The organism is Luteipulveratus halotolerans (genome assembly GCF_001247745.1).
Lineage (GTDB): Bacteria > Actinomycetota > Actinomycetes > Actinomycetales > Dermatophilaceae > Luteipulveratus > Luteipulveratus halotolerans.
This window is the reverse complement of the sequence record NZ_LAIR01000002.1, coordinates 1,424,951-1,448,580: the sequence shown is the minus strand read 5'-3', so window position 1 is coordinate 1,448,580 and position 23,630 is coordinate 1,424,951. Positions and strand designations below refer to the sequence as shown.

21 protein-coding genes are annotated in these 23,630 nt (G+C 70.6%); 9 read left to right on the top strand and 12 right to left on the bottom strand.

Going from position 1 to position 23,630, the window contains the following annotated elements:
* Position 1: 1 nt before the first annotated feature.
* Complete coding sequence (ligD, locus tag VV01_RS07460; protein WP_050669342.1) at positions 2-1,048, bottom strand: non-homologous end-joining DNA ligase; 1,047 nt, start codon at positions 1,046-1,048, stop codon at positions 2-4.
* Between the two features lie 160 nt (positions 1,049-1,208).
* Between ligD and VV01_RS07455 the strand changes: the two genes are divergently transcribed.
* The gene (locus VV01_RS07455) at positions 1,209-3,608 is read left to right on the top strand and encodes a lamin tail domain-containing protein (RefSeq protein ID WP_050669341.1); all 2,400 of its coding nucleotides are present in this window, start codon (positions 1,209-1,211) and stop codon (positions 3,606-3,608) included.
* 93 nt (positions 3,609-3,701) lie between these two features.
* On the top strand, positions 3,702-4,124 hold the full coding sequence (gene msrB / locus VV01_RS07450; RefSeq protein WP_050669340.1) for a peptide-methionine (R)-S-oxide reductase MsrB: 423 nt from the start codon (positions 3,702-3,704) through the stop codon (positions 4,122-4,124).
* Here the strand turns inward: msrB and VV01_RS07445 are convergent.
* The 5 genes from VV01_RS07445 to yczR form a co-directional block, all read right to left on the bottom strand.
* The gene (locus tag VV01_RS07445; protein WP_050669339.1) at positions 4,115-4,477 is read right to left on the bottom strand and encodes a YkvA family protein; all 363 of its coding nucleotides are present in this window, start codon (positions 4,475-4,477) and stop codon (positions 4,115-4,117) included. The two genes, msrB and VV01_RS07445, sit on opposite strands and share 10 nt — an antisense overlap.
* Positions 4,478-4,628: 151 nt before the next feature.
* A complete protein-coding gene (gene hemQ, locus VV01_RS07440) occupies positions 4,629-5,354 on the bottom strand; it encodes a hydrogen peroxide-dependent heme synthase (RefSeq protein WP_050669338.1) in 726 nt (241 codons plus the stop codon).
* 4 nt (positions 5,355-5,358) lie between these two features.
* A complete protein-coding gene (gene hemG / locus VV01_RS07435; RefSeq protein WP_050671789.1) occupies positions 5,359-6,771 on the bottom strand; it encodes a protoporphyrinogen oxidase in 1,413 nt (470 codons plus the stop codon).
* Between the two features lie 76 nt (positions 6,772-6,847).
* The gene (locus VV01_RS07430) at positions 6,848-7,459 is read right to left on the bottom strand and encodes a C39 family peptidase (protein ID WP_050669337.1); all 612 of its coding nucleotides are present in this window, start codon (positions 7,457-7,459) and stop codon (positions 6,848-6,850) included.
* 129 nt (positions 7,460-7,588) lie between these two features.
* The gene (gene yczR / locus VV01_RS07425; protein WP_050669336.1) at positions 7,589-9,022 is read right to left on the bottom strand and encodes a MocR-like transcription factor YczR; all 1,434 of its coding nucleotides are present in this window, start codon (positions 9,020-9,022) and stop codon (positions 7,589-7,591) included.
* 61 nt (positions 9,023-9,083) lie between these two features.
* Between yczR and yczE the strand changes: the two genes are divergently transcribed.
* Positions 9,084-9,851: a membrane protein YczE gene (yczE, locus tag VV01_RS22260; protein WP_231635180.1), complete on the top strand. Its 768-nt coding sequence runs from the start codon at positions 9,084-9,086 to the stop codon at positions 9,849-9,851.
* Here the strand turns inward: yczE and hemE are convergent.
* Positions 9,744-10,784 (bottom strand): uroporphyrinogen decarboxylase, encoded by a 1,041-nt coding sequence (gene hemE, locus VV01_RS07415; protein WP_050669334.1) that lies wholly within the window; start codon positions 10,782-10,784, stop codon positions 9,744-9,746. The two genes, yczE and hemE, sit on opposite strands and share 108 nt — an antisense overlap.
* A 35-nt stretch (positions 10,785-10,819) precedes the next feature.
* Positions 10,820-11,668 carry a DMT family transporter gene (locus VV01_RS07410; RefSeq protein ID WP_050669333.1) on the bottom strand — a complete coding sequence of 283 codons (849 nt, stop codon included), beginning with the start codon at positions 11,666-11,668 and terminating at the stop codon, positions 10,820-10,822.
* Positions 11,669-11,749: 81 nt separating this feature from the next.
* Here VV01_RS07410 and VV01_RS07405 point away from each other — a divergent pair, with 81 nt between their 5' ends.
* From VV01_RS07405 to VV01_RS07380, 6 genes are all read left to right on the top strand, one after another.
* Positions 11,750-12,322: a DUF3000 domain-containing protein gene (locus VV01_RS07405; protein WP_050669332.1), complete on the top strand. Its 573-nt coding sequence runs from the start codon at positions 11,750-11,752 to the stop codon at positions 12,320-12,322.
* On the top strand, positions 12,319-13,617 hold the full coding sequence (locus tag VV01_RS07400; protein ID WP_050669331.1) for an HRDC domain-containing protein: 1,299 nt from the start codon (positions 12,319-12,321) through the stop codon (positions 13,615-13,617). The genes VV01_RS07405 and VV01_RS07400 overlap by 4 nt, the downstream gene beginning before the upstream one ends.
* 51 nt (positions 13,618-13,668) lie before the next feature.
* On the top strand, positions 13,669-14,910 hold the full coding sequence (locus tag VV01_RS07395; protein ID WP_050669330.1) for a thiolase family protein: 1,242 nt from the start codon (positions 13,669-13,671) through the stop codon (positions 14,908-14,910).
* The gene (locus VV01_RS07390; protein WP_050669329.1) at positions 14,910-17,006 is read left to right on the top strand and encodes a 3-hydroxyacyl-CoA dehydrogenase NAD-binding domain-containing protein; all 2,097 of its coding nucleotides are present in this window, start codon (positions 14,910-14,912) and stop codon (positions 17,004-17,006) included. The genes VV01_RS07395 and VV01_RS07390 overlap by 1 nt, the downstream gene beginning before the upstream one ends.
* A gap of 84 nt (positions 17,007-17,090) precedes the next feature.
* Positions 17,091-18,620 (top strand): helix-turn-helix domain-containing protein, encoded by a 1,530-nt coding sequence (locus VV01_RS07385; protein ID WP_050669328.1) that lies wholly within the window; start codon positions 17,091-17,093, stop codon positions 18,618-18,620.
* Between the two features lie 10 nt (positions 18,621-18,630).
* The gene (locus VV01_RS07380; protein WP_050669327.1) at positions 18,631-19,401 is read left to right on the top strand and encodes a glycerophosphodiester phosphodiesterase; all 771 of its coding nucleotides are present in this window, start codon (positions 18,631-18,633) and stop codon (positions 19,399-19,401) included.
* Positions 19,402-19,414: 13 nt separating this feature from the next.
* On the opposite strand, the gene VV01_RS07375 is transcribed toward VV01_RS07380, so the two are convergent.
* The 4 genes from VV01_RS07375 to VV01_RS07360 all read right to left on the bottom strand — a co-directional run bounded on the left by VV01_RS07375 (position 19,415) and on the right by VV01_RS07360 (position 23,587).
* Positions 19,415-20,167 carry a DUF2785 domain-containing protein gene (locus VV01_RS07375; protein WP_050669326.1) on the bottom strand — a complete coding sequence of 251 codons (753 nt, stop codon included), beginning with the start codon at positions 20,165-20,167 and terminating at the stop codon, positions 19,415-19,417.
* A 32-nt stretch (positions 20,168-20,199) separates the two neighbouring features.
* Positions 20,200-21,192, bottom strand: coding sequence for a phosphotransferase (locus VV01_RS07370; RefSeq protein WP_050669325.1), 993 nt, complete (start codon positions 21,190-21,192; stop codon positions 20,200-20,202).
* Between the two features lie 12 nt (positions 21,193-21,204).
* Positions 21,205-23,079, bottom strand: a complete 1,875-nt coding sequence (gene dxs, locus VV01_RS07365; protein ID WP_050669324.1) for a 1-deoxy-D-xylulose-5-phosphate synthase — start codon at positions 23,077-23,079, stop codon at positions 21,205-21,207.
* Positions 23,080-23,197: 118 nt separating this feature from the next.
* Positions 23,198-23,587, bottom strand: a complete 390-nt coding sequence (locus VV01_RS07360; RefSeq protein ID WP_050671788.1) for a hypothetical protein — start codon at positions 23,585-23,587, stop codon at positions 23,198-23,200.
* Between the last annotated feature and the right edge of the window lie 43 nt (positions 23,588-23,630).

Sequence of the window (23,630 nt, the reverse complement as noted above, 5' to 3'; positions counted from 1 at the left end):
GTCACCGGTCCTGCGGGTCGGGCAGGTCGTGGCGCTTCTTGCTCGGCTGCACCCGGCGGGGCTCGCCGGGCATCTTGGGGTAGTCGGGCGGGAACGGCATCTCGCCGAGGCCACGCTCCTCAACGTCCTTGTCCCACAAGGCGATCGCCGCGGCGACGTCGCCGGCTGCGTCGTCCATGCCGGCCCATGCGTCGCCCTCGGCCTGCAGGTGATCCGGTGCCGTGCGCACCGTGAAGTCGCTGACAGCCACATCACGCAGTGCCGACCACGGGACCGGCATCGAGACCGGGGCACCGGGCAGCGGACGTGCGGAGTACGCGGCTGCGATCGTCCGGTCACGGCACATCTGGTTGAAGTCGACGAAGATCCGCTCGCCACGCTCCTCCTTCCACCAGGCCGTCGTCACGAGATCGGGCAGTCGACGCTCGAGCTCGCGCGCGATGCCGATGACTCCGTGCCGCACATCGAGGATCTCGTGCGTGCGCCGGATGCGGGCGTAGACGTGGACACCGCGGTTGCCACTGGTCTTGACCCAGGGCGTGAGGCCGATCTCCTCGAGGACGTCCTTCAGCCCGTACGCCGCCTCCACGACGTCTGCGAACGCGCGGCCCGGCTGCGGGTCGAGGTCGATGCGCAGCTCGTCGGGGTTGTCGTTGTCGTCGCTGCGCATCGGCCACGGGTGGAAGGTGATGGTGTTCATCTGCACCATCCACACGGCCGAGGCGATCTCGTCGATGACCAGCTGCGGGTGGCGACGGCCCGACGGGTAGGTGCACATCGTCGTACGGGTGTAGGCGGGGACGCCTCGGGGCGGGTTCTTGGAGAAGAACTCCTCGCCGTCGATGCCGGTCGGGAACCGTTGCAGCGCAACGGGTCTGTCAGCGTTGGCGCGCAGGAACGGCTCGGCGACCGAGGCGACGTACCGGGCGAGGTCGATCTTGGTGATGCCGTCGTCCGGCCACAGCACCCGGTCGGGGCTGGAGATGCGCACCTCGCGGACGCCGTCGGGACCCGGAACCTCGAGGACCTCTGCCTTCGCTGGGCTCATGCCTGGACTGTAGTGACGACCGCCGACGGATGTCCGCAAGTCACGACGTGGGATGGCGCAGGTGAACAGTTCTCCAACGGAGTCCCGCACGCGCCACCGGCAGCAGGGGCGCGGCCCTAGAGTCACCTCGTCCGGATCCGACCCTTCCCAGCAGGTGCTCATGACGCACTCTCCCCGCCGCCGGCTCGCGGCCACCGTCGCTGCCTCGTCCCTCGGCCTGGCCGGCCTCGCGCTCACCCCCGCGCACGCCGTCTCGCCCAACCTCGTCGTCGGCGAGGTGTACGGCGGTGGAGGCAACTCCGGCGCGACGCTCCGCTCGGACTTCGTCGAGATCTTCAACCGGGGCTCGCAGCCGGTCGACCTGACCGGCTGGAGCGTGCAGTACTGGTCGGCCTCCGGCACGACCCCGCAGACGACCGCCCTGTCGGGCACCGTGCCCGCCGGCGGTCGCTACCTGGTCAAGGAGGCCGACGGCGCCAACACCTCGGCCACTCCCCTGCCGACCCCGGACGCCACCGGCACGATCGCGATGTCCTCCAGCGCAGGCCGGGTCGCGGTCGTCAACCCGGCCGGTGAGGTGGTCGACCTGATCGGCTACGGCAGCGCGTCGGCGTACGAGGGTGCAGCCGCCCCGGCGACCACCAACACCACCTCGGTCGCGCGCACCAACCCGTGCGTCGACACCGACAACAACGCCGGCGACTTCGCCACCGGAGCCCCGGCGCCCCAGAACTCCTCGACCGCGGTCGTCGACTGCACCGACACCCCGCCCCCGCCCGCAGGCGTCGATGCCACAGTCGCGCAGGTGCAGGGCGCAGCTCACCTGTCACCGCTCAACGGCCAGAAGGTCAAGAACGTCCAGGGCATCGTCACCGCCGTCACGAGCAACGGGTACTGGATCCAGTCCACGGCGCCCGACAGCGACCCCGCCACCAGCGAGGGCGTCTTCGTCTACACCGGCGGTGCGCCGAAGGTCGGACCCGGTGACGCTGTCACCGTCGCCGGCACCGTCACCGAGTTCCGCCCCGGCGGATCGGGCGGCAACGACAACCTCACCACCACCGAGATCGCTTCCCCAACCACCGAGACGACCTCGACCGGCAACCCGCTGCCCACACCGGTCGTCCTCGGCGTCGACCGCGTCGCACCGCAGCAGGCTGTCACGACCGATGACCCGGGCTCGGTCGAGAAGACCACCCACACGTTCGACCCCGCCACGAACGCCATCGACTTCGACGAGTCGCTCGAAGGCATGCGGGTCGGCGTGCGTGACGCCACCGCGGTCGGCCCGACCAACACCTCCTACGGCGAGCTGCCGGTCGTGCCGGGACAGCAGGTGACCGCGCAGCGCAGCCGCACCGGCGGCGTCGTCTACGGCGGGTACGACCAGCCCAACTCCCAGCGCGTCATCCTCGACGACCCCCTGCTCCCCCGGGGTGCGATGCCGGTGGTCGACACCGGTGACACGCTGCCCGGTGACAGCGTCGGCGTCATGGACTACGGCTTCGGCAACTTCAAGCTGCTGCTCACGAGCCAGCCGAAGGCCGCGTCCGCCGGCCTGCAGCGGGAGACCACGTCACCGCAGAGCAACAACCAGCTCGCCGTCGCGACCTTCAACGTCGAGAACCTCGCCCCGAGCGACCCGGCCACCAAGTACGAGCGGCTCGCCGGCCAGATCACCCACAACCTCGCCTCCCCCGACGTGCTCGCGCTGGAGGAGATCCAGGACAACAGCGGCGCGGCGGACGACGGCGTCGTCGACTCGACGGCGACCACCGACAAGCTGATCGCCGCGGTCAAGGCGGCCGGCGGCCCGGCATACGCGGCGCGCTGGATCAACCCCGAGAACGACAAGGACGGCGGACAGCCGGGCGGCAACATCCGTCAGGTCTTCCTCTACCGCCCCGACCGCGACGTCACGTTCGTCGACAAGCCGGGCGGTGACGCGACCACGGCGACCCAGGTCGTCGGCACCGGCACGGCCACCACGCTGTCCGCCTCGCCCGGACGCATCGACCCCGGCAACCCGGCGTGGACCACGTCTCGCAAGCCGCTCGTCGGCCAGTTCCTGTTCCGCGGGAAGCCGGTCTTCGTCGTGGCCAACCACTTCGCCTCCAAGGGTGGTGACGACCCGCTGTTCGGGCGCTGGCAGCAGCCCACTCGGTTCTCCGAGTCGCAGCGCCACCAGCAGGCCGCCGCGGTGCGCGGGTTCGTCGACAAGCTGCTCGCGGCTGACGCGCAGGCCAACGTCGTGGTGCTCGGCGACATCAACGACTTCGAGTTCAGCCGCACGACCGACGTGCTCGTCGGGTCGGGCTCGACCCGCATGACCGACCTTCCGCGCACCGTGGCGCCGAGCGAGCGCTACACCTACGTCTACGACGGCAACAGCCAGGTGCTCGACCACATCCTCATCAGCCCGGCGCTGCTCAAGGCTCCCGCCGGCTCACCCGGCCCGGCGTACGACTACGACATCGTCCACACCAACTCCGAGTTCCACGACCAGGACTCCGACCACGACCCGCAGGTCGTCCGTCTGCAGATCCGGGGCGGACGCTGACCGGCGTACGGGCAGGATGAGCGGCTCCACGGGCCGGGCGGGAACGACCGCCCGGCCCGTGGTGTTGTGAGTGGTGACGTGAGGAGTTCAGACATGACCGAGCAGCGTTCCTACCCCGTGGCCAAGACCGACCAGGAGTGGCGCGAGCAGCTCTCGCCGCAGGAGTACGCCGTCCTGCGGCAGGCCGGCACCGAACGGGCGTTCACGGGTGAGTACACCGACACCGAGACCGAAGGCGTCTACAGCTGCCGGGCGTGTGGCGCCGAGCTGTTCCGCAGCGACACCAAGTTCCACAGCCACTGCGGGTGGCCGTCGTTCTACGCGCCGGCCGAGGGCGACAACGTCGAGCTCATCGAGGACCGCTCGATGGGCATGGTCCGTACCGAGGTGCGGTGCGCGTCCTGCGGATCGCACCTGGGCCACGTCTTCGAGGGTGAGGGCTACGACACCCCCACTGATCAGCGCTACTGCATCAACTCGGTGAGCCTGCGCCTCACCGACACGCCTCAGGGCTGATCGGCCGGCGGCGCGCTCTGCGGCTGGACGGGCAGCTGCCGCTGCACCATCCCGATGGCCCAGTGCACGATCGTCATGTCGTCGACGTGGCCCGTCGGACGGCTGTCGGGGATCACGTCGTGCTCGAGTGCGAAGTACTCCAGCGCAGCGATGACCACCTGGAGTCGACTGCTCTCGACCACCGACAAGGTCTCCAGACGGCAGCCGTCCGGGTCGCGCTCGAGCTCTTCGACCCGGGCGGTCACGATCGAGCAGGCCATGTCGACCTCGACCCTTGGAGGGTGCGCGCTCAGGTCGCCGGCGCCGAACTTCTTGGTGTCGACGCGGTGGAGCAGTGCTCGCAGCTCGTCCACGTCGTCGGCCGCGTCACTGGCTGCGGCCGCGCGTCGGCGAAGGCCGGCGACACCAGCAGGTTGCCGAGTCCGGCGTCAGGGCGCTCCACGAGCGATGACCCTACGCGCTCTGCGCGGTCACGACACGGTGTACGGGAATGCGCGCCGCTCGTCAGCGAAGGCGCCCGACCAGGTCCGCGAGCTCGACGCGGGGGCCGGTGAAGAACGGCACCTCCTCGCGCACGTGCCGTCGCGCCTCGGTCGCACGCAGGTCGCGCATCAGGTCGACGATGCGGTCCAGCTCGTCCGCCTCGAACGCCAGGATCCACTCGTAGTCACCGAGCGCGAACGACGCGACCGTGTTGGCGCGCACGTCGGGGTAGTCGCGGGCGGCGACGCCGTGGTCCTTCAGCATCGTGCGGCGCTCCTCGTCGGGCAGGAGGTACCAGTCGTAGGAGCGCACGAACGGGTAGACGCACACGTAGTTGCGGGTGCGCTCCTCGGCGAGGAACGCCGGGATGTGCGACCGGTTGAACTCGGCCGGACGGTGCAGGGCCACGTTGGACCAGAACGGGTCGAGCGTGCGTCCCAGCTCGGTCGCGAGGAACGCGCGGTACGCCGCCTGCAGCGACTCGACGCGCTCGGCGTGCCACCAGATCATCAGGTCGGCGTCGGCGCGCAGGCCGCCCACGTCGTACACCCCCCGCACGACGACACCCTCGTCGGGCAGTCCGGCGAGAAAGGCCTCGGCCTCCTGGAGCAGGGCGGCACGGTCCTGCGGCAGCTCACGCGCGCAGCGGAAGACCGAGTACATCGTGTAGCGGATGCTGTCGTTGATCTCGTTGATCTTCTTCGCACCCGGTCGGAGTGCCTCTGCCCTGGGGTTGTCCTGCGTCATGCGTTCATTCTCCGACGCGCTGTCGTACGACGTTCAGGTGGGTGAGCGCTCGGTCCGCAGCGGCGCGCCCTGAGGCGATGCAGGCCGGGATCCCGACCCCGTCGTAGGCCGCACCGGCGAGCTCCAGGCCTGGTACGCCGGCGACGGCCGTCGCGATCGAGTCCACCCGGTCGAGGTGCCCGACGGCGTACTGCGGGAGGGCACCGCCCCAGCGTTGGACGTGGGCGTCCACCGCGCGCGGGAGCTGCTGCCCGAGGGCGGCCTGCAGGTCAGCACGACCGAGGTCGACCAGCTCGGCGTCGTCGCGCTGCAGGACGGCTTCCTCGCCGTGGCGTCCCATCGACACCCGCAGCACGAGCAGGCCGCGTGCCCGGTCGGCGAGCCAGGGCCACTTCACGCTGCTGAACGTCGCCGCCTTGATGACGTGGCCATCGACCGGTGGGACCAAGAACCCGGAATCCGTGGGCGCCCAAGGCATCTCGTCGACCGGGAACGCCATCGACACGATCGCCATGGAGGCGTACTCGACGTCGGCGAGCAGCCCGGAGGCATGGGGAACGACCTCGCCGACGAGACGTGCCGCCGCACGCGCCGGCGTGGTCACGATGACCGCATCCGCCTCGAGTGCCTCGGGCTGCGGCACCGGCCCGGTGACGAGTCGCCAGCCGGTCGCGGTGCGCTGCAGCTCGCGCACGGTCACTCCGGTCCGCACCGTCGCACCCCGCGCCACGAGCTGCTCCTCGAGCAGGTCGGGCAGGCGCGAGACGCCACCTCGCAGACCGGCGAACACCGGCGCGGCAGGGCCCTGGCGCGCGCCCGCCGCAGCGCGTTCGGCCGCTCGAGCCGCGGCGGCCGTGAGGGAACCGCCGTCGCGCACGGCGTCGAGCAGCGCGGGGACGCACGCCGCGGCCGAGAGCCGACGGGCATGGCCGGCGTAGACCCCGCCCAGGAGCGGCTCGACGAGTTGGTCGACCACAGCCGGACCGACCGCGCGCTCGACGAGGTCGCCGACCGAGATGTCACCGTCGACGGCGACAGGTCGCTCGGCGACGGCCCGCTCGATCTCGTCGGCGTCGAGCACCGAGCCTGCCGCTTCGGGCCGAGCCGGCACGCCCATGAGTGTCCCCCGGGGCAGCGGCGACAGCCGTCCGCGGCTCCACAGAGCAGCTCCGACGGGGGCCGGGTGGACGGCCTCGGCTCCGAGCTCGCCGAGCAGGTCGACCGCCTCCGGGCGACGCGCGAGCATCGACTCGGCGCCGACGTCGATGCGTACGCCGGCCAGCTCGGCTGACCGCAGCCGTCCACCCACCTGGCCGCTGCCCTCGAGCACGGTCACCTGGTGATCGCCGCGCGTGATGAGGTGCCACGCCGCCGCGAGCCCGGTGATGCCTGCCCCGACGACGACGACGTGTGCCATGCCGGTCAGCGTCTCACCGGCGACCGCCCGTCCTGACCGCAGGGTCACGCGGGCGCGAGCACGCCGTTCCGGCGGATCAGGCCGAGTAGCCCTTCGGCGGGATGAGGCTCGCCAGCTGGTCGAACCACAACCAGTAGTGGTTGTTTCCGCCGAAGTTCGCGGGATCGGCGATGTACGCCTGCCTCCAGGCGGGGTCGCGGTTGTACCCGATGATCGTGAAGTAGTGGTAGATCGTCTGGTTCGACGGGTATCCGGGCGGCTGGTTGCCCGGCGGGGCGACGATGTTGGCGACCAGGGCGTACCCGCGGTCGATGTTGTACGAGATGTCGTTCCACAGCAGGTCCTTCTGCGCCTGCGTGGGTGGGTCGTTCGGCATGTTCTTGGTCTCGTACCACCCGACGTGGTTGGCGAGGACACCCGTCACCTGACCGATGTAGTCCGTACCGTTGGTGGTCGTGCCGAGCTGGGACGCCAGGCTCGCCTGGGACTGGTAGACGCCGCGGCAGCTGAGGGCGATCCGGGTGGCGGCCGGGCCGCACCAGTAGCCCGTCTCCTGGACCTGGTAGTCGTGGTTGAGGATCGTCCAGGTCTGCGCATGTGCGGGTGCGGCCGACGCGAGGCCGAGACCCGCGATCCCCGCGGTGGCTGCCGTACCGGTCAAGAACGTGCGCCGATCGATCGTGGTCATCTGCGTGACTCCCTCCGGGACACGGGGACGGGTCCCCGCCCCTCGGGGTCAGCCTGGCCGTGTCCACCGGGAGGACGGCGCTTCTTGGTCAATCCTTGACTCAGCCGCGGCCATTCCTGGCAACTCTGGTCAGGCTGTTCGTCCGACGACAGCGCGGTCGGACACGGACAGCCAGGCCGCCGCGATGCGCGGTACGGCGACGGCCAGCGTCTCCGCGTCGAGCGCGAACGGCGTACGGACCCAGTGCTCCAGGCCGTGCCCTTCAACCGCGAACGCCGACCCCGGGGCCAGCAGGACGCGCTCACGTTCGGCCGCGGTCGCCAGGGCCGATGACCGGGGGCTCGGCAGCCGCCACCAGACGGACAGGCCACCAGGCGGCGTCCGCGTCTCCCATGACGGCAGATGAGCCCGGACGGCGCCGATCACCTCGTTGCGCCGCTCCCGCAGCTCGCGGCGGCGCGCAGCATCGAGGGTGGGTTCGCGGTCGAGGAGGTCGGCGACCACGAGCTGTTCGAGCACCGGCGCCCCGAGGTCGAAGGACGCGCGGGCGCGAGCGATCGCACCGACCAGGTCGTGCGGCGCACGGATCCAGCCGATCCGCAGTCCGCCCCAGTGCGACTTGCTCACTCCCCCGACCGTGACCGCTCTGGGTGCGTGCGCCGCCATCGGCCGCACCCCCGGCCGCGCGTCGAGCCACAGCTCGCTGACGGTCTCGTCGACCACACCGACGACGCCGTGCGCGGCCCAGGTCGCGGCCAGCCGCTCGCGCTCGTCCTCCTCCAGCAAGGTGCCGGTCGGGTTGTGGAAGTCGGGCATGGCCAGCATCACGCGCGGGCTGGTCGCGGCAGCCCTCTCGGCCACGGCGTCCAGGTCGCTCGCGCCGCTGGCGGTCGGCACCGGCACGAGCCTCGCGCCCTCATGCCGCAGGCTCGCGAGCGCGCCGGGGTAGGTCGGGCTCTCCAGCAGCGCTCGGTCGCCCCGCGTCAGCAGCGCCCGGAACACGGCAGCGAGCGCCGACAGCGAACCCGTGGTGACGATCACCTGACCGGGATCGGTCGGCACCCCACGCGCCGCGTAGCGGCGGGCGACCGCGCCCCGCAGGACGGGGGTTCCGAGAGGGAAGTACCCCGCGCCGGCGGTGTAGGCGCCGAGCTGCTCGACCGCGCGCTCGTACGCCGCTGCGATCCCGGGCCGGCCGGTCGGGGCGGCACTGCGCAGGTCGATGACGTCGTCGGCCGGGCCGTCGAGGTCATCGACCACGGTCGGCTCGGCCCCGCCCTGCACGGGCCCGCCGGGCACCTGGACCAGAGTGCCCGAACCCCGGCGCGCGGTGACATAGCCGCGGTCGCGCAGCTCGGCGTACGCACGCGCGACCGTCGTGCGGCTCAGCCCTGTGGCCACCACGAGATCGCGCTCGCTCGGGAGCCGGGTCCCGTGCAGCAGCCGGCCGTCGCTGACCAGCAGTCGGATGGAGTCAGCGAGCCACAGGTACGCCGGCCCCGCGGCGGCCGGCGGCCCGAGCTGGGTGACCAGTCGTGCGGCACTGACCCGAGGTGCGCTCATCAGGCCACTGTCCGCCAAGTGGACCTTGTTTGCAAGGCCACTTGGGCGTCACGCTGGAGGCATGTCACGCCGATCCGACCTCGTCTCCCTCACCCCGGGCGAGCAGCTGCGCGCGGGCAGGCTGCCTCGGCGGCTGACCCAGCTGATGATCGGGCTCACGCTCTACGGCGTCGCGATGGCGATGATGGTGCGCGCCACGCTCGGCCTCGACCCGTGGGACGTGCTGCACATCGGTCTGGTCGAGCACACCGGCCTGTCGATGGGCACCCTCGTGATCATCGTCGGCTTCGCGGTGCTGCTGCTGTGGATCCCGTTGCGGCAGTGGCCCGGGCTCGGGACCGTGGCCAACGCGGTCTGGATCGGCGTCGCCACCGATGCAGCGCTCGGCGTCATCACCGCACCGGACGCCCAGTGGGCACGCACCACGCTCATGGTCGCCGCGATCGTGGTCAACGCGATCGGTGGAGCGCTCTACATCGGCAGCCAGCTCGGCCCCGGGCCGCGCGACGGTCTGATGACCGGCCTGCACGCGCGTACGGGGCTGAGCCTGCGTCTCGTCCGAACGTCGCTGGAGCTGACGGTGCTCGCCGTCGGATGGCTGCTCGGTGGTGTCGTCGGCGTCGGCACGGTCCTGTACGCCGTCCTCATCGGGCCCCTGGTCCAGCTGTTCCTGCCGTGGTGCACCGTGCGGCTCGACCCCGCGCAGGTCGAGCGTGCTCGTTCAGGACGCCGAACGCTCGTGCACGCGTTCGACGACTCGGGTGAGGACGTCCGGGTCGGTGCTGGGCAGCACGCCGTGCCCCAGGTTGAAGATGTGGCCGGGTGCTGAACGCCCCGACTCCAGCACCCGGTCGACCGCCTGCGACAGCGGCTCCCACGGAGCGAACAGCAGTGCCGGGTCGAGGTTGCCCTGCAGGGCGTAATGGCCCTCCGTCCGGCGGACGGCCTCGTCCAGCGGCACCCTGAAGTCGACGCCGACGACCTCGGCACCTGCAGCGCCCATCGCAGGCAGCAGCTCACCGGTGCCGACACCGAAGTGGATGCGCGGCACGTCGAGGTCGGCCACGGCGGCGAGCGCCGCGGCCGAGTGCGGCTGTACGAGCGCTTCGTAGTCGGCGAGCGACAGGGCGCCGGCCCACGAGTCGAACAGCTGGACCACCGAGGCTCCGGCCTCGGCCTGCACCCGCAGGAACGCCCCGGAGATCTGAGCCAGCCGGGCGCACAGGTCGTGCCACAGCTGCGGGTCGCCGTGCATCAGCGCCTTGGTGTGCTCGTGGTTGCGCGACGGACCACCCTCGACGAGGTAGGACGCGAGCGTGAACGGCGCTCCGGCGAAGCCGATGAGCGGTGTGCCCCCCAGCTCGCGCACGAGCATCGAGACGGCCTGCGTGATGAACGGGACGTGCGAGGGCTCCAGCTCGGGGATGCGCTCCAGGTCCTGCCGGGTGCGGACGGGCTGGGCGATGACCGGCCCCACCCCCGGTACAAGGTCGAGGTCGATTCCGACCGCCTCGAGCGGCACCACGATGTCGCTGTAGAACACCGCGGCGTCCACACCGTGCCGGCGTACGGGCTGCAGCGTGATCTCGGTGACCAGCTCAGGCGTCCGGCAGGCCTGCAGCATCGGGATGCCGTCACGCACCTTGTGGTACTCCGGCAGCGAGCGACCGGCCTGCCGCATGAACCACACCGGCGTGTGGGGAACGGTCTGGCCGCGGGCGGCACGGACAAGAGCGCTGTCGCGCGGATCGGTCGAGGTCACGGCGTCGATGGTAGGTCGCGGCCCGCGGTGTCCGGTCAGGAGGCCGTGAGGACCACGCCGACGACGGCGAGCCCGACACCGACCGCCTGCACCGGGCGCATGCGCTCACCGAGCAGGTAGCGCGCCCACAGCAGCGTCGCGACGGGGTACAGCGAACCCAGCACCGACGCAACGCTGACGTAGCCACGGGTCGTAGCGACCCCGAACAGCGCGTTCGCGACGAGGTCACCTGTTCCGAGCAGCAGCAGCGCCGGCAGGTCCGCACGCGAGGCACGCCCCTCGCGCAGCCCGCCCCGACGCATCAGTGCGCCCAGCACGAGGAGCAGCAACGCCACGCTCCCCACCCGCATCGCCCACAGACCCGCCACGACGTCGTACGCCGACGCACGGTCGAGCAGGTAGAGCGACAGGCCGAACGACACGGCAGCGACCACAGCGAGTGCGACTGGACGGCGGGGTGCGCTCCCCGTGAGCTCCGGGCCCGAGGCCAGGGCCGCGCCAGTGATCGCCAGCGCCATGCCGATCAGGACCAGGCCGCCGAGCCGGTCGCCGCCGAGCACACCGAGGACAACGGGCACGGCAGCCCCGAGAGCGGCGATCGGCGAGACGATGCCCATCGTCCCGGACGCCAGAGCGGCGTAGAAGGCGGTCAGACCGAGTGCGCCGACCATCCCCGACGCCAGGCCCGGCGCAAGCCAGCCGAGTCCGTCCGGCCGGTCGCCGAGCGTCAACGACAGCCCGAGCACCGCGGTGATCACGGCGAGTCCGCCGATCTGGGAGAACGCGACGACCCGGACGGCCGCGATGCGGCGCGACAGCAGTCCGCCCGCGAAGTCGGAGGTGCCCCAGACCGCGCTGGAGGCGAGGGCGAGCAGGGTGATCACCGGTGAACGCTAGCCCGAACCCGACGGCGAGCCTGCCCGCCCGCCCCACTCCTGCGACTTACGCTGTCTCGAGTGAACCGCATGATCTCCGGCGAGGCCACCGCCGAGTTCGACGCGGCCGTCCGAGCGCTCTCCGCCGTACGGCTGAGACCTGAGGTGCGCATCACCGAGGTCCCAGCCCCGAGCCGCATCGCGCCGTACGCCCTCGCGCTCGAGGCAGAGGTGCACTCCGCCCAAGACGCTGACGAGGAGCTAGCCTCCGGCCGCTTCGTGATCCTGCACGACCCGGCAGGGCCCGAGCCGTGGGAGGGCACGTGGCGGATCGTCACGTTCGCCCGGGCCGAGCTCGAGCCCGAGACGGCGACCGACCCCATGCTGGGCGGCGTCGGCTGGAGCTGGTTGACCGACTCCCTGCAGGCCGCCGACGCGCACTACGTCGCCGACGCCGGTACGGTCACCCGCGTGGTGTCCGAGAGCTTCGCCGGCCTGGAAGAGCGCGAACCATCCGTCGAGATGGAGATCCGCGCGTCCTGGACCCCGGTCGACGACGACCTGACCCGTCACCTCCAGGCCTGGGGTGCGCTGCTGTGCACCGTCGCCGGCCTGGAGCCCCTCCCCGACGGCGTGGTCGCCCTTCCCGGTCAGCGCCGATGACCGATGTCGAGAGCGCCGGCCGCGACGACGCGCCGGCGGAGACCCCGACCTACCCGGTCCTGGAGGCACCCGCCGACGGCGTGCCCGACATCGTCGAGGACGAACGTCGGCTCCTCGAGGCGGCCGCGGCGATCGGAGCCGGTACGGGACCGGTCGCGCTCGACGCCGAGCGCGCCTCCGGCTACCGCTACGGCAGCCGCGCCTACCTCGTCCAGATCAGGCGCGAGGGCTCCGGCTCCTGGTTGATCGACCCGATCGCCTGCCCTGACCTCGGGCCGATCCAGGACGCGATCGGCGACGCCGAGTGGGTGCTGCACGCCGCCACCCAGGACCTCCCCTGCCTGGCCGAGGTCGGTCTGCGCCCGAGCGCGCTGTTCGACACCGAGCTCGGCTCGCGGCTCGCCGGGCTGCCGCGCGTCGGCCTGGCCGCCGTGATCGAGCACTACCTCGGCATCAGCCTCGCCAAGGAGCACTCGGCCGTCGACTGGTCCACACGGCCCCTGCCCGAACCCTGGCTGACCTACGCAGCGCTCGACGTCGAGGTGCTGGTCGAGGTCCGCAACCGCCTTCGGGCCGACCTCGAGCAGCAGGGCAAGCTGCCCTGGGCGCTGGAGGAGTTCGAGGCGCTGACCTCCTTCACCGGGCCTCCCGTGCGCACCGACCCGTGGCGGCGTACCTCCGGCATGCACAAGGTGCGTGACCGGCGAGCGGTCGCGCGCGTCCGCGAGCTGTGGCAGACCCGCGACGACATCGCCCGCAAGCGCGACATCTCACCTGGCCGGGTCCTGCCCGACGCCGTACTCGTCGAGATCGCCGTGCGCGCCCCGACGACACCGGCCGCGCTCACCGCGGCCACCGCCGACAGCAAGGCGGGCACCAGCCGCCGCGGCAAGGCTCGACCGCCGCACCGGTCGATCGCGCGCTACCAGCGCGACTGGCTGGACGCCGTACGCCGGGTCAACGACCTCGCTGACGCAGACCTGCCGCCGGCCACGGTGCGCAGCGACGCTCCCCCGCCGCAGCGCGCCTGGGCCGACCGTGACCCGGTCGCGTCCGCACGCCTGCAGCAGGTGCGCGACGAGCTGACCGCGTTCAGTGAGCGTGAGCAGATCCCTGTCGAGAACCTGCTCACGCCCGACTTCCTACGGCGCGTGCTCTGGCGGCCGCCGACACCCGCCGACCGTGAGTCCGTCGCCGAGGCGCTGTCGGCGCTCGGGGCGCGGCCCTGGCAGGTCTCGCTCGCGGCACCGCTCATCGTCAGGGCGATCTCCGACCACCCGGATACTGACCAGTAACAACTGCCGTAGAGTGCGACTGACCACTACGTCACACCTACGGGAGGCATCGTGCCCCGCACGCTCTCTGAGGTCGTCTTCGTCGACGGCGTCCGTACGCCGTTCGGCAAGGCCGGCGAGAAGGGCATGTACGCCCAGACCCGCGCCGACGACCTCGTCATCAAGTGCATCCGCGAGATCCTTCGGCGCCAGCCCGGTCTGCCGCCGGAGAAGATCGAGGAGGTCGCCATCGCAGCGACCACCCAGATCGGCGACCAGGGCCTGACCCTCGGCCGCGTGGCCGGCCTGCTCGCCGGTCTGCCGAAGTCGACGCCCGGCTACTCCATCGACCGCATGTGCGCAGGTGCGATGACCGCGGTCACCAACACCGCGTCCTCGATCGCGTTCGGTGCGTACGACATCGCCATCGCCGGCGGCGTCGAGCACATGGGCCGTCACCCGATGGGCGAGGGCGTCGACCCCAACCCGCGCATCATCTCCGAGAAGCTCGTCGACCCCTCGGCGCTGGTCATGGGCCAGACGGCAGAGAACCTGCACGACCGGTTCCCCGAGATCACCAAGGAGCGCTGCGACCAGTTCGCGGTCGGCAGCCAGAACAAGCTGGCCAAGGCGTACGCCGACGGCAAGATCCAGCCCGACCTGGTGCCCGTGGCGACGCGTCACGACGAGAAGGGCTTCGGCCTCGCGACGCAGGACGAGCCGCCGCGCCCCGGCACGACGGTCGAGGACCTCGCCCAGCTCAAGACGTCGTTCCGCCCGCACGGCAACGTCACCGCCGGCAACGCCGCGGGCCTCAACGACGGCGCCACCGCCTGCCTGCTCGCCTCCGAGGAGTCCGCCCAGGAGCTCGGCCTGCCGGTCGGCATGCGCCTGGTCGGCTACTCGTTCGTGGGCGTCGAGCCCGAAGTCATGGGCATCGGCCCGGTCCCGGCCACCGAGAAGGCTCTCGCCAAGGCGGGTCTGACCATCGAGGACATCGGCCTGTTCGAGCTCAACGAGGCCTTCGCGGTCCAGGTGCTGGCGTTCCTGGACCACTTCGGCATCGACCAGGACGACGAACGCGTCAACCCGTGGGGCGGCGCGATCGCCACCGGCCACCCGCTGGCCTCCTCCGGCGTCCGCCTGATGACCCAGCTGTCGCGCCAGTTCGCCGAGCACCCCGAGGTCCGCTACGGCCTCACCGCGATGTGCATCGGCATCGGCATGGGCGGCGCCGTCATCTGGGAGAACCCCCACCACGCCGACTACTCCGGCTACAAGGGCACGCAGAACGACGAGAAGGGTGCCGCCTGATGAGCGAGACCAAGACCCACGACGAGGTCGTCACTCACGCCCGCGTCCAGGACGTCCAGCTGCCGGGCGGTCAGGGCACGTTCGCGCTGATCACCCTCGACAACGGTTTCGACCACACCAAGCCCAACTCGTTCGGTCCGCAGGGCCTCACCGAGCTGTCCGGTGTCCTCGACACCCTCGCCCAGCGCGCGGACGCGAAGGAGATCGTCGGCGTCGGCATCACCGGCAAGCCGTTCATCTTCGCGGTCGGCGCCGACCTCACCGGCATCCCGACCATCGCCTCGCGCGACCAGGCCCTGGAGATCGCCGAGCAGGGTCACCGCACGTTCCAGCAGATCTCCGACCTGTCGGTGCCCACCTTCGCGTTCATCAACGGCGCGTCGATGGGCGGCGGCGTCGAGATCGCGCTGTACGCCGACTACCGCACCATCGCCACGGACGTGCCGGCGTACGCCACGCCCGAGTGCTTCCTCGGCCTCGTCCCGGGTTGGGGCGGCACCTACCTGCTGCCGCACCTGATCGGTGTCGAGAAGGCGCTGACGTTGATCGTCGCCAACCCGCTCGCCAACAACAAGATGATCAACGGCAAGCAGGCCTTCGAGCTCGGTGTCGCCGACCGTCTCCTGGAGCCGGTCACGTTCCTCGAGGACTCGATCGCCTTTGCGGCCAAGGTCATCGCAGGCGAGGAGAAGGTCGAGCGCACGCCGGTCGACACCTCTGCCGAGACGTGGGACGCCGTCGTCGAGGCCGCCCGCGGCCAGGTCGACGCCAAGGTCGGCGGAGCGGCTCCCGCGCCGTACCGCGCTCTCGACCTGGTCAAGGACGCCCGCACCGCCGAGCGCAAGGACGCCTTCGAGGCCGAGAACAACGCGCTCGCCGACCTGCTCATGACCGATGAGCTGCGCGCGGGCCTGTACTCCTTCGACCTGGTCCAGAAGCGCGCCAAGCGACCGGCCGGTGCGCCCGACAAGTCGCTGGCCCGCAAGGTCACCAAGGTGGGAGTCGTCGGCGCCGGCCTGATGGCCAGCCAGATGGCGCTGCTGTTCGCGCGTCGCCTCGAGGTGCCGGTGGTCCTCACCGACCTCGACCAGGAGCGGGTCGACAAGGGCGTGAAGTACGTCCACGACGAGGTCGACAAGCTGCTGCTCAAGGGCCGCGTCAGCCAGGACAAGGCCAACCGCCTGAAGGGCCTGGTCTCCGGCTCGGTCACCAAGGACACCTTCGCCGACGCCGACTTCGTCATCGAGGCCGTCTTCGAGGAGATGGGCGTCAAGAAGAAGGTCTTCGCCGAGGTCGAGGAGTACGTCAGCGCGGAGTGCATCCTCGCGACCAACACCTCGTCGCTGTCGATCACCGAGATGGCCGAGGACCTCAAGCACCCGGAGCGAGTGGTGGGCTTCCACTTCTTCAACCCGGTCGCGATCATGCCGCTGCTGGAGATCATCCGCGGCGACAAGACCGACGACGCTACTCTCGCAACGGCTTTCGCGACCGGCAAGGGCCTGAAGAAGACCTGCATCCTGGTCAAGAACAGCCCCTCGTTCGTCGTCAACCGTCTCCTCGGCCGATTCATGGGCGAGGCCGGCAAGATCGCCGACGAGGGCACGCCGTTCGAGACCGTCGAGAAGGCGTTCGCCGGCGTCACCCCGATGCCGCCGTTCATGCTCATCTCGCTGGTCGGCCCGGCGATCGCTCTGCACAACAGCGAGACGCTGCACGGTGCGTTCCCGGAGCGGTTCTACGTCTCCCCCAACCTGGCCAAGGTCGTCGAGGCGAGGATCCCGAGCTTCTACGGCGCCGACGGCCAGGCCGACCCCAAGGTCCTCGACCTGTTCGAGGCCCCGGCCGAGCCGAAGGAGCTCACGGCAGAGCAGGTCCGCGAGCGTGCGCTCGAGGCCCTCGCCGACGAGACCCGCCGGATGCTCGACGAGGGTGTCGTCGAGGCGCCCATGGACATCGACCTGGCGATGATCACCGGCGCGGGCTTCCCGTTCTGGAACGGCGGCGTGACGCCGCTGCTCGACCGCACCGGAATCTCCGAGAAGGTCACCGGCAAGCGGTTCCTGCCGAAGGGCGCGGCCTCCGTCCCCGCCTGAGCACGTCCCGTCTGACGAACCCCGCGACACGCATCACGTGTCGCGGGGTTCGTCATATCTCATATGTGATCTACACTCGCAGGCATGACCGATGACTACCTGGTCCGAGTCGGCACGCTGATCCGCGACGCGCGCCGCCACCGCAAGCTCACCCAGACCGAGCTCGCCGAAGCACTGCAGACGAGCCAGAGTGCCGTCGCTCGTATCGAGCAGGGCAAGCAGAACCTCAGTCTCGAGACGTTGGCCCGCATCAGCGAGGCGCTCGACTCCGAGATCGTCGCCGTGGCCTCCTCCACGCCCCTCAACCTGCGCATCGAGGGCGGCCGCAAGCTCTCGGGCGAGATCGACGTCCGCACCAGCAAGAACGCCGCTGTCGCATGTCTGTGCGCCTCGCTGCTCAACAAGGGCAAGACGACGCTGCGCAACCTGGCCCGCATCGAAGAGGTCAACCGCATCACCGAGGTGCTCAACTCGATCGGCGTGAAGACCCGCTGGCTCCCCGACAGCAGCGACCTCGAGATCACTCCTCCCGAGCGCTACGACCTCGACGCGATGGACGAGACCGCCGCCCGTCGTACCCGCACGATCCTGATGTTCCTCGGCCCGCTGCTGCACGAGTTCGACGAGTTCAAGCTGCCCAACGCCGGCGGCTGCGACCTCGGCTCGCGCACGGTGGAGCCGCACCTGCACGCGCTGCAGGCCTTCGGACTCGGTGTGGTCGCGTCCCACGGCTACTACCACGCGACGGTCGACGCCGCGGTACGCCCGACCAGGCCGATCATCCTCACCGAGCGCGGAGACACCGTCACCGAGAACGCGCTGTTCGCGGCCGCCCGCTACGAGGGCACCACGATCATCCGCAACGCCAGCCCCAACTACATGGTCCAGGACCTGTGCTTCTTCCTCCAGAAGCTCGGGGTCGAGGTCGAGGGCATCGGCTCCACGACGCTGACCGTGCGCGGCGTCAAGGAGATCAACATGGACGTCGAGTACCACCCGTCCGAGGACCCGATCGAGGCCATGACTCTCGTCGCCGCGGCCGTGGTCACCGAGTCCGAGATCACCATCAAGCGCGTGCCGATCGAGTTCATGGAGATCGAGCTGACCCTGCTCGAGAGCATGGGCATGAAGTACGAGACCAGCGAGGAGTACGTCTCGGCCAACGGCCACACCCGCCTGGTCGACCTGCGTACGGTCCCGGGTCCGCTGCAGGCGCCCAAGGACAAGATCCACCCGATGCCCTTCCCGGGTCTCAACATCGACAACCTGCCGTTCTTCGCGGTCATCGCGGCGTTCGCCGAGGGCTCGACGACCCTGCACGACTGGGTCTACGAGAACCGCGCGATCTACCTCACCGAGCTCACGGCTCTCGGCGCCAAGGTGCAGCTGATGGACCCGCACCGCGTGCTCATCGAGGGTCCGACCCGCTGGCGTGCGGCCGAGGTCATGAGCCCGCCGGCGCTGCGTCCGGCCGTGGTCATCCTGCTCGCGATGCTCGCCGCGCCGGGTGTCTCGGTGCTGCGCAACATCTACGTGATCGACCGCGGTTACGAAGAGCTCGACACCCGCCTCAACAAGCTGGGCGCCAACATCCAGACGTTCCGCGACATCTGATCGCACCGTCATGGCTCGTACGCCGTACCTGAGGTACGACGGCCCCGTCGCGATGGCGCACCGCGGGTTCTCCCTCGACGGGTTGGAGAACTCCATGGTGGCCTTCGCGGCGGCCGTCGATCTCGGGTACGTCTACGTCGAGACCGACGTGCACGCCACGGCCGACCGGGTGCTGCTCGCCTTCCACGACAGCACGCTCGACCGTGTCACCAACGGTCACGGCACGATCCACACGCTGCCCCATCACCGGTTGCGCTCGGCGCTCATCGACGGGCGTGAGCCGATCCCGACGCTCGACGAGATCTTCGAGGTCTGGCCCAACCTGCGTGTCAACATCGACATCAAGGCCGAGCCCGCCGTGCTCCCTCTCGTCCAGACCATCGAGAGGCATCGGGCCCACGACCGAGTGTGCGTGACGTCGTTCTCGGACCGACGTCGGCGTACGGCGCTGCGCCGGCTCTCCCGGCCTGTCGCCACCTCGGCCGGTCAGTCCGTGACCGCGGCATTCGTCGCGGCGGTCACGTCCCGCGCACCCGGCGCTGTGAGAGCGGTGCTGCGCGGTGTCGACTGCCTGCAGGTGCCCGAGCGTCACGCCGGCGTCCCGGTCGTGACCGAGCGCTCACTGGCCGCCGCGCACGCAGCCGGCGTGCAGGTGCATGTCTGGACCGTCAACGACCGGGCCGACGTGCACCGTCTGCTCGACCTCGGCGTCGACGGCCTCATCACCGATCGTGCTGATGTGCTCAAAGACGTTCTGCAGCAACGAGGTTCGTGGGTCTGACCCACTCCCCCGCTCAGGTGCCGGTGCGCGATGCGCGCCAGAACCATGGCTGGGTCGGTTGGATCGTGGCCGCCACCGCCTCCTGGATCGCGCCGACGTGCTTGATGTCGACGGGTTCGCCGCTGTGCAGCACCTGGTGGTCGAGACCGACGTACAGCGTTTGCAGCGTGCGCACGGTGTTGCTCCAGAAGGGCGGCGGCGACGGTACGTCGATCTCGAGAGCTGCAGCCACCTCGGCCGACCAGGCGACAGCACTGTCCTTGTCGAGACGTCGGTCGGTGAGAGCCATCGCGAACGCTGCGGCGAGCCGTACCTCCTCCTGCTCGCGCCAGACGTACTCGGTGGGCGTAACGCAGCGCGTGACGAGCACCTGAAGCACGTCGGCACCTGGGACTCGATCCGCCGCCGCGCTCTCGCCGAAGAAGTCCGCACCATGCGCGACCGCGTGCAGCCAGCCGAGCGTCTCGTCGTACCCGCGCAGGTCGGTCTCCGCCAGGTACCAGTCGCGCACCTCGACGAACCACGCGTCGTCCCACTCCCCCGCCTCGACGAGCGCGGCGAGGACGAGCGCCCCGAACGTCCGGGCCTGAATCTCGTCGTGGCGCAAGCGTTCTCGCATAGTTGTCGCCACGCGCTTCAGCTGGTCCTGCGTGAGCTCACGGTCGCTGATCGCCTGGGCGAGCTGGGTGTAGGCCTTCTCGTCACGGACGACGGGGTCCGGCGAGGCGAGGTCGGTGAGCAGCTGGTCGAGTGTCTCGTCGTCCATGCCTCCACCCCAGCAGACGCGGTGTGTCCGTGTCAGCCGGCGAGCGCACCGATCTCGTCGACCCACTGGTCGATCTGGTGCTGCCACTCGGCGCGCTCGTTGTCGGTCGCGCGGGCGAGAGCGTCGTCCCAGCTCAGCAGGCGCGCCACCCTGGCCAGCAGCAGCGCGTCCGGCACCAGGGGCTCGAGGGTCTGCGTGGGCACCAGGTCGCTCCACCCGGTGAGGTAGGCGCGCATCAGCCGCGCGTCGCGCTCGGGGTCCTCAGGGAGCCCGAAGTGATACGACGGACCGCGCAGCGCGATCAGCAACGATCCCAACGGGTTGCCCAGGTAGGCGTCTCCCCAGTCGAAGAAACGCGCATCGTGCACCGCAGCGGCCGAGCCGTGGGCACAGAACACGTTGCCCGCGTGCAGGTCACCGTGCTCGACGGTGATCGGCAGATCGACTTCTGTGAGCCGGTCAGCGGCCGCCCGCAGCATCGGCACGGACACCGCATCGACGCCGGCGCGCTCCTGCCATGCGTCGACCAGGTCGTGGGGCGTCCGACGGGGTACGCCGGCCGCCACCAGTCGGTCGGCGACCGTCGCGGACGCTCGCTGCAGCCGGGCGTAGCGGCGCAGGACGCCCGACCACAGGCTGACGATCGTGTCGGGCCGTGCCACGCCTCGCAGGAGCTGACCCTGGTCGGGGCCGATCGTCCAGCGCTGCTCGTCATCGGATGCCCACAAGGTCGGCAGCAGGTCCGGCGCGACCTCACCGAGCAGCCGATGAACCGCGGGCTCCGGCGCCGACTCGGGGACAGACGCCTTGAACCATGCGCGCCCGTGGTCGGTCTCGACGACCAGCTGCGTCGACCACGGGCGCAGGCGAGGCTGGCGCGGTGACGTCGGGACGCGGGTGATGCCACGCCGGGCGAGCACCTCGTCGATCCATCGCGTGACCTCCCACCGCCACGCGTCGCTGCTCCACAGCTGCGTGGAACGAGCGCTCGGGTCAGCCAGGGACAGCAGAGTGCGGTGCGTCATGAGCCTCCGGGCTCAGGCGTGCGGCCGCAGCCGGTCGATGAGGGTCGACGCCACCGTGTCAGGGGTCAGGCCGATCTGGTCGAGCACCTGCCCACGCGAGGCGTGGTCGAGGAACTCCTTCGGGATGCCGAAGCAGTGGACCGGCTGCTGCTGCCCGTCGGCACGCAGCGCCGCCGTGACCGAGGCGCCCACTCCGCCGCTCACCAGGTTGTCCTCGACCACGACGACGTGTGCGGCACCGCGCGCGAGCGTCAGGACGTCGTCACTGACGGGCAGCACCCACCGCGGATCGATGACGGTGACCGAATGGCCTTGTGCCTCAAGCTTTTCGGCGACCGCGAGCGACGTCGGACACATCGCGCCGACACCGATCACGAGCACCTCGGGGTCTCCGTCGCCCTCGCGCAGGACGTCGACCGAGCCCTGTCGGCGTACGGCCTCGAGGGGCGCAGCGACGTCGCCCTTGGGGAACCGGATGACCGTGGGAGCGTCGTCGACGTCGACGGCCTCACGCAGCTGCTGCTTGACCTGCTCACCGTCACGGGGTGCCGCGAGGTGCAGCCCGGGGACGATCGAGCAGATGGTCATGTCCCACATGCCGTTGTGCGACGGACCGTCACTGCCGGTCACACCCGCGCGGTCGAGCACGAACGTCACGCCCTGGCGGTGCAGCGCGCAGTCCATCAGCAGCTGGTCGAACGCGCGGTTGAGGAAGGTCGCGTAGACCGCGACGACCGGGTGCATCCCGCCGTACGCCAGCCCGGAGGCCATCGTGACGGCGTGCTGCTCGGCGATGCCGACGTCGAAGACGCGGTCAGGATAGGCCTTGGCGAAGCCGTCGAGACCGACCGGGATGAGCATGGCAGCCGTGATGGCCACGATGTCGTCGCGCTCGGCGCCGAGGCGCACCATCTCGTCGTTGAACTCATCGGTCCAGATACGGCCCGACACCTCGAACGGCAGACCCGTCTCGGGGTTGAACTTGCCGATGCCGTGCCACTGGTCGGCGATGTCCGAGGCGGCCGGCTCGTAGCCGCGGCCCTTCTGGGTGAGGACGTGCACGATCACCGGGCCGCCGAAGTCGCGCGCCCGACGCAACGCCGCCTCGAGCGCCTCGATGTCGTGGCCGTCGACCGGGCCGAGGTACTTCAGACCGAGGTCTTCGAACATGCCCTGCGGAGCCAGGATGTCCTTGACGCCCTTCTTGACGCCGTGCAGCGTCTCGTACATCGCGTTGCCGACCACGGGCGTACGGTGCAGTGTCGACTTGCCCCAGTCGAGCATCCGCTCGTAGGTGCGCGTCGCGCGCATCGCCGCGAGGTGGTCGGCCAGGCCACCGATGGTCGGGGCGTAGGACCGCTCGTTGTCGTTGACGACGATGACCAGGGGCAGGTCCTTGTCGACAGCGATGTTGTTGAGCGCTTCCCAGGCCATGCCGCCGGTGAGCGCACCGTCGCCGATGACGGCCACGGTGTGGCGGTCGGACTCACCGGAGAGCCGGCGGGCCTTGGCGATGCCCTCGGCCCAGGACAACGACGTCGACGCGTGCGAGTTCTCGACCACGTCGTGCTCGGACTCGGCGCGGCTGGGGTAGCCCGACAGACCGCCCTGCTTCTTGAGCTTGCTGAAGTCGTGGCGGCCGGTGAGCAGCTTGTGGACGTAGGACTGGTGCCCGGTGTCGAACACCATCGTGTCGCGGGGAGAGTCGAACACCCGGTGCATCGCGACGGTCAGCTCGACCACGCCGAGGTTGGGGCCGAGGTGGCCGCCGGTGCGTGACACCGAGTCGACCAGGAAGTCGCGTATCTCCTGCGAGAGGTCGTCGAGCTGCTCGGCAGGCAGCGCCTTCACATCGGCCGGGCTCGAGATGTCCTTGAGCAGTCCCACAGTCGCGGTCTTCCTTCCGTCCTGGTCGGTCGAGTCTACGCAGAAGGACGCCGACCGACCTCGTCAGGTTCGCACCGCACCGCCGGCGACCGCATCCCTCGCAGGTCGCAGTCACCGCTCACAGACGGGGGATGTAGGGCACGCCCTGGATGGCCGACTGGAGCAACCGCGCACTGCGGTCGGCGGCCCGCAGCCGCTGCCCCTCCGCGGCCAGGTGCTCCATGACCTGCGGCATCGCTCCCTCGGGCAGCTGCTCCCCCAGCTCGACCCGCGCCCGCCGGTAGCACTCGCGCATCGCGCGCAGCTGGGCGTCGATGTGGTGCACCGCCACCCAGGCCAGCGCGACCGGGTGCCGCTGCCACGCGTCGTACGCCCTGAAGTCAGCCGGACAGTGGTCGAGCAGCCATGACGTGGCCGAGCGCTCCCACCCGGGTGATCGCGGCGGAGGTACGCCGGGCGGCCAGCCAGGCGGTGCACCTGCGGGCTGCTGGGCTCGGGGTCCGGGCATGGTCGTGCTCCTGCTCGCGGCGTCGTCGTCCCAGCCAGAGTAG

Coding starts and splice junctions, on each gene's coding strand:
- ligD (WP_050669342.1), bottom strand. CDS start 1,048: ATGAGCCCAGCGAAGGCAGAGGTCCTCGAGGTTCCGGGTCCCGACGGC.
- VV01_RS07455 (WP_050669341.1), top strand. CDS start 1,209: ATGACGCACTCTCCCCGCCGCCGGCTCGCGGCCACCGTCGCTGCCTCG.
- msrB (WP_050669340.1), top strand. CDS start 3,702: ATGACCGAGCAGCGTTCCTACCCCGTGGCCAAGACCGACCAGGAGTGG.
- hemQ (WP_050669338.1), bottom strand. CDS start 5,354: ATGACGCAGGACAACCCCAGGGCAGAGGCACTCCGACCGGGTGCGAAG.
- hemG (WP_050671789.1), bottom strand. CDS start 6,771: ATGGCACACGTCGTCGTCGTCGGGGCAGGCATCACCGGGCTCGCGGCG.
- VV01_RS07430 (WP_050669337.1), bottom strand. CDS start 7,459: ATGACCACGATCGATCGGCGCACGTTCTTGACCGGTACGGCAGCCACC.
- yczR (WP_050669336.1), bottom strand. CDS start 9,022: ATGAGCGCACCTCGGGTCAGTGCCGCACGACTGGTCACCCAGCTCGGG.
- yczE (WP_231635180.1), top strand. CDS start 9,084: ATGTCACGCCGATCCGACCTCGTCTCCCTCACCCCGGGCGAGCAGCTG.
- VV01_RS07405 (WP_050669332.1), top strand. CDS start 11,750: ATGATCTCCGGCGAGGCCACCGCCGAGTTCGACGCGGCCGTCCGAGCG.
- VV01_RS07400 (WP_050669331.1), top strand. CDS start 12,319: ATGACCGATGTCGAGAGCGCCGGCCGCGACGACGCGCCGGCGGAGACC.
- VV01_RS07390 (WP_050669329.1), top strand. CDS start 14,910: ATGAGCGAGACCAAGACCCACGACGAGGTCGTCACTCACGCCCGCGTC.
- VV01_RS07385 (WP_050669328.1), top strand. CDS start 17,091: ATGACCGATGACTACCTGGTCCGAGTCGGCACGCTGATCCGCGACGCG.
- VV01_RS07380 (WP_050669327.1), top strand. CDS start 18,631: ATGGCTCGTACGCCGTACCTGAGGTACGACGGCCCCGTCGCGATGGCG.
- VV01_RS07375 (WP_050669326.1), bottom strand. CDS start 20,167: ATGGACGACGAGACACTCGACCAGCTGCTCACCGACCTCGCCTCGCCG.
- VV01_RS07370 (WP_050669325.1), bottom strand. CDS start 21,192: ATGACGCACCGCACTCTGCTGTCCCTGGCTGACCCGAGCGCTCGTTCC.
- VV01_RS07360 (WP_050671788.1), bottom strand. CDS start 23,587: ATGCCCGGACCCCGAGCCCAGCAGCCCGCAGGTGCACCGCCTGGCTGG.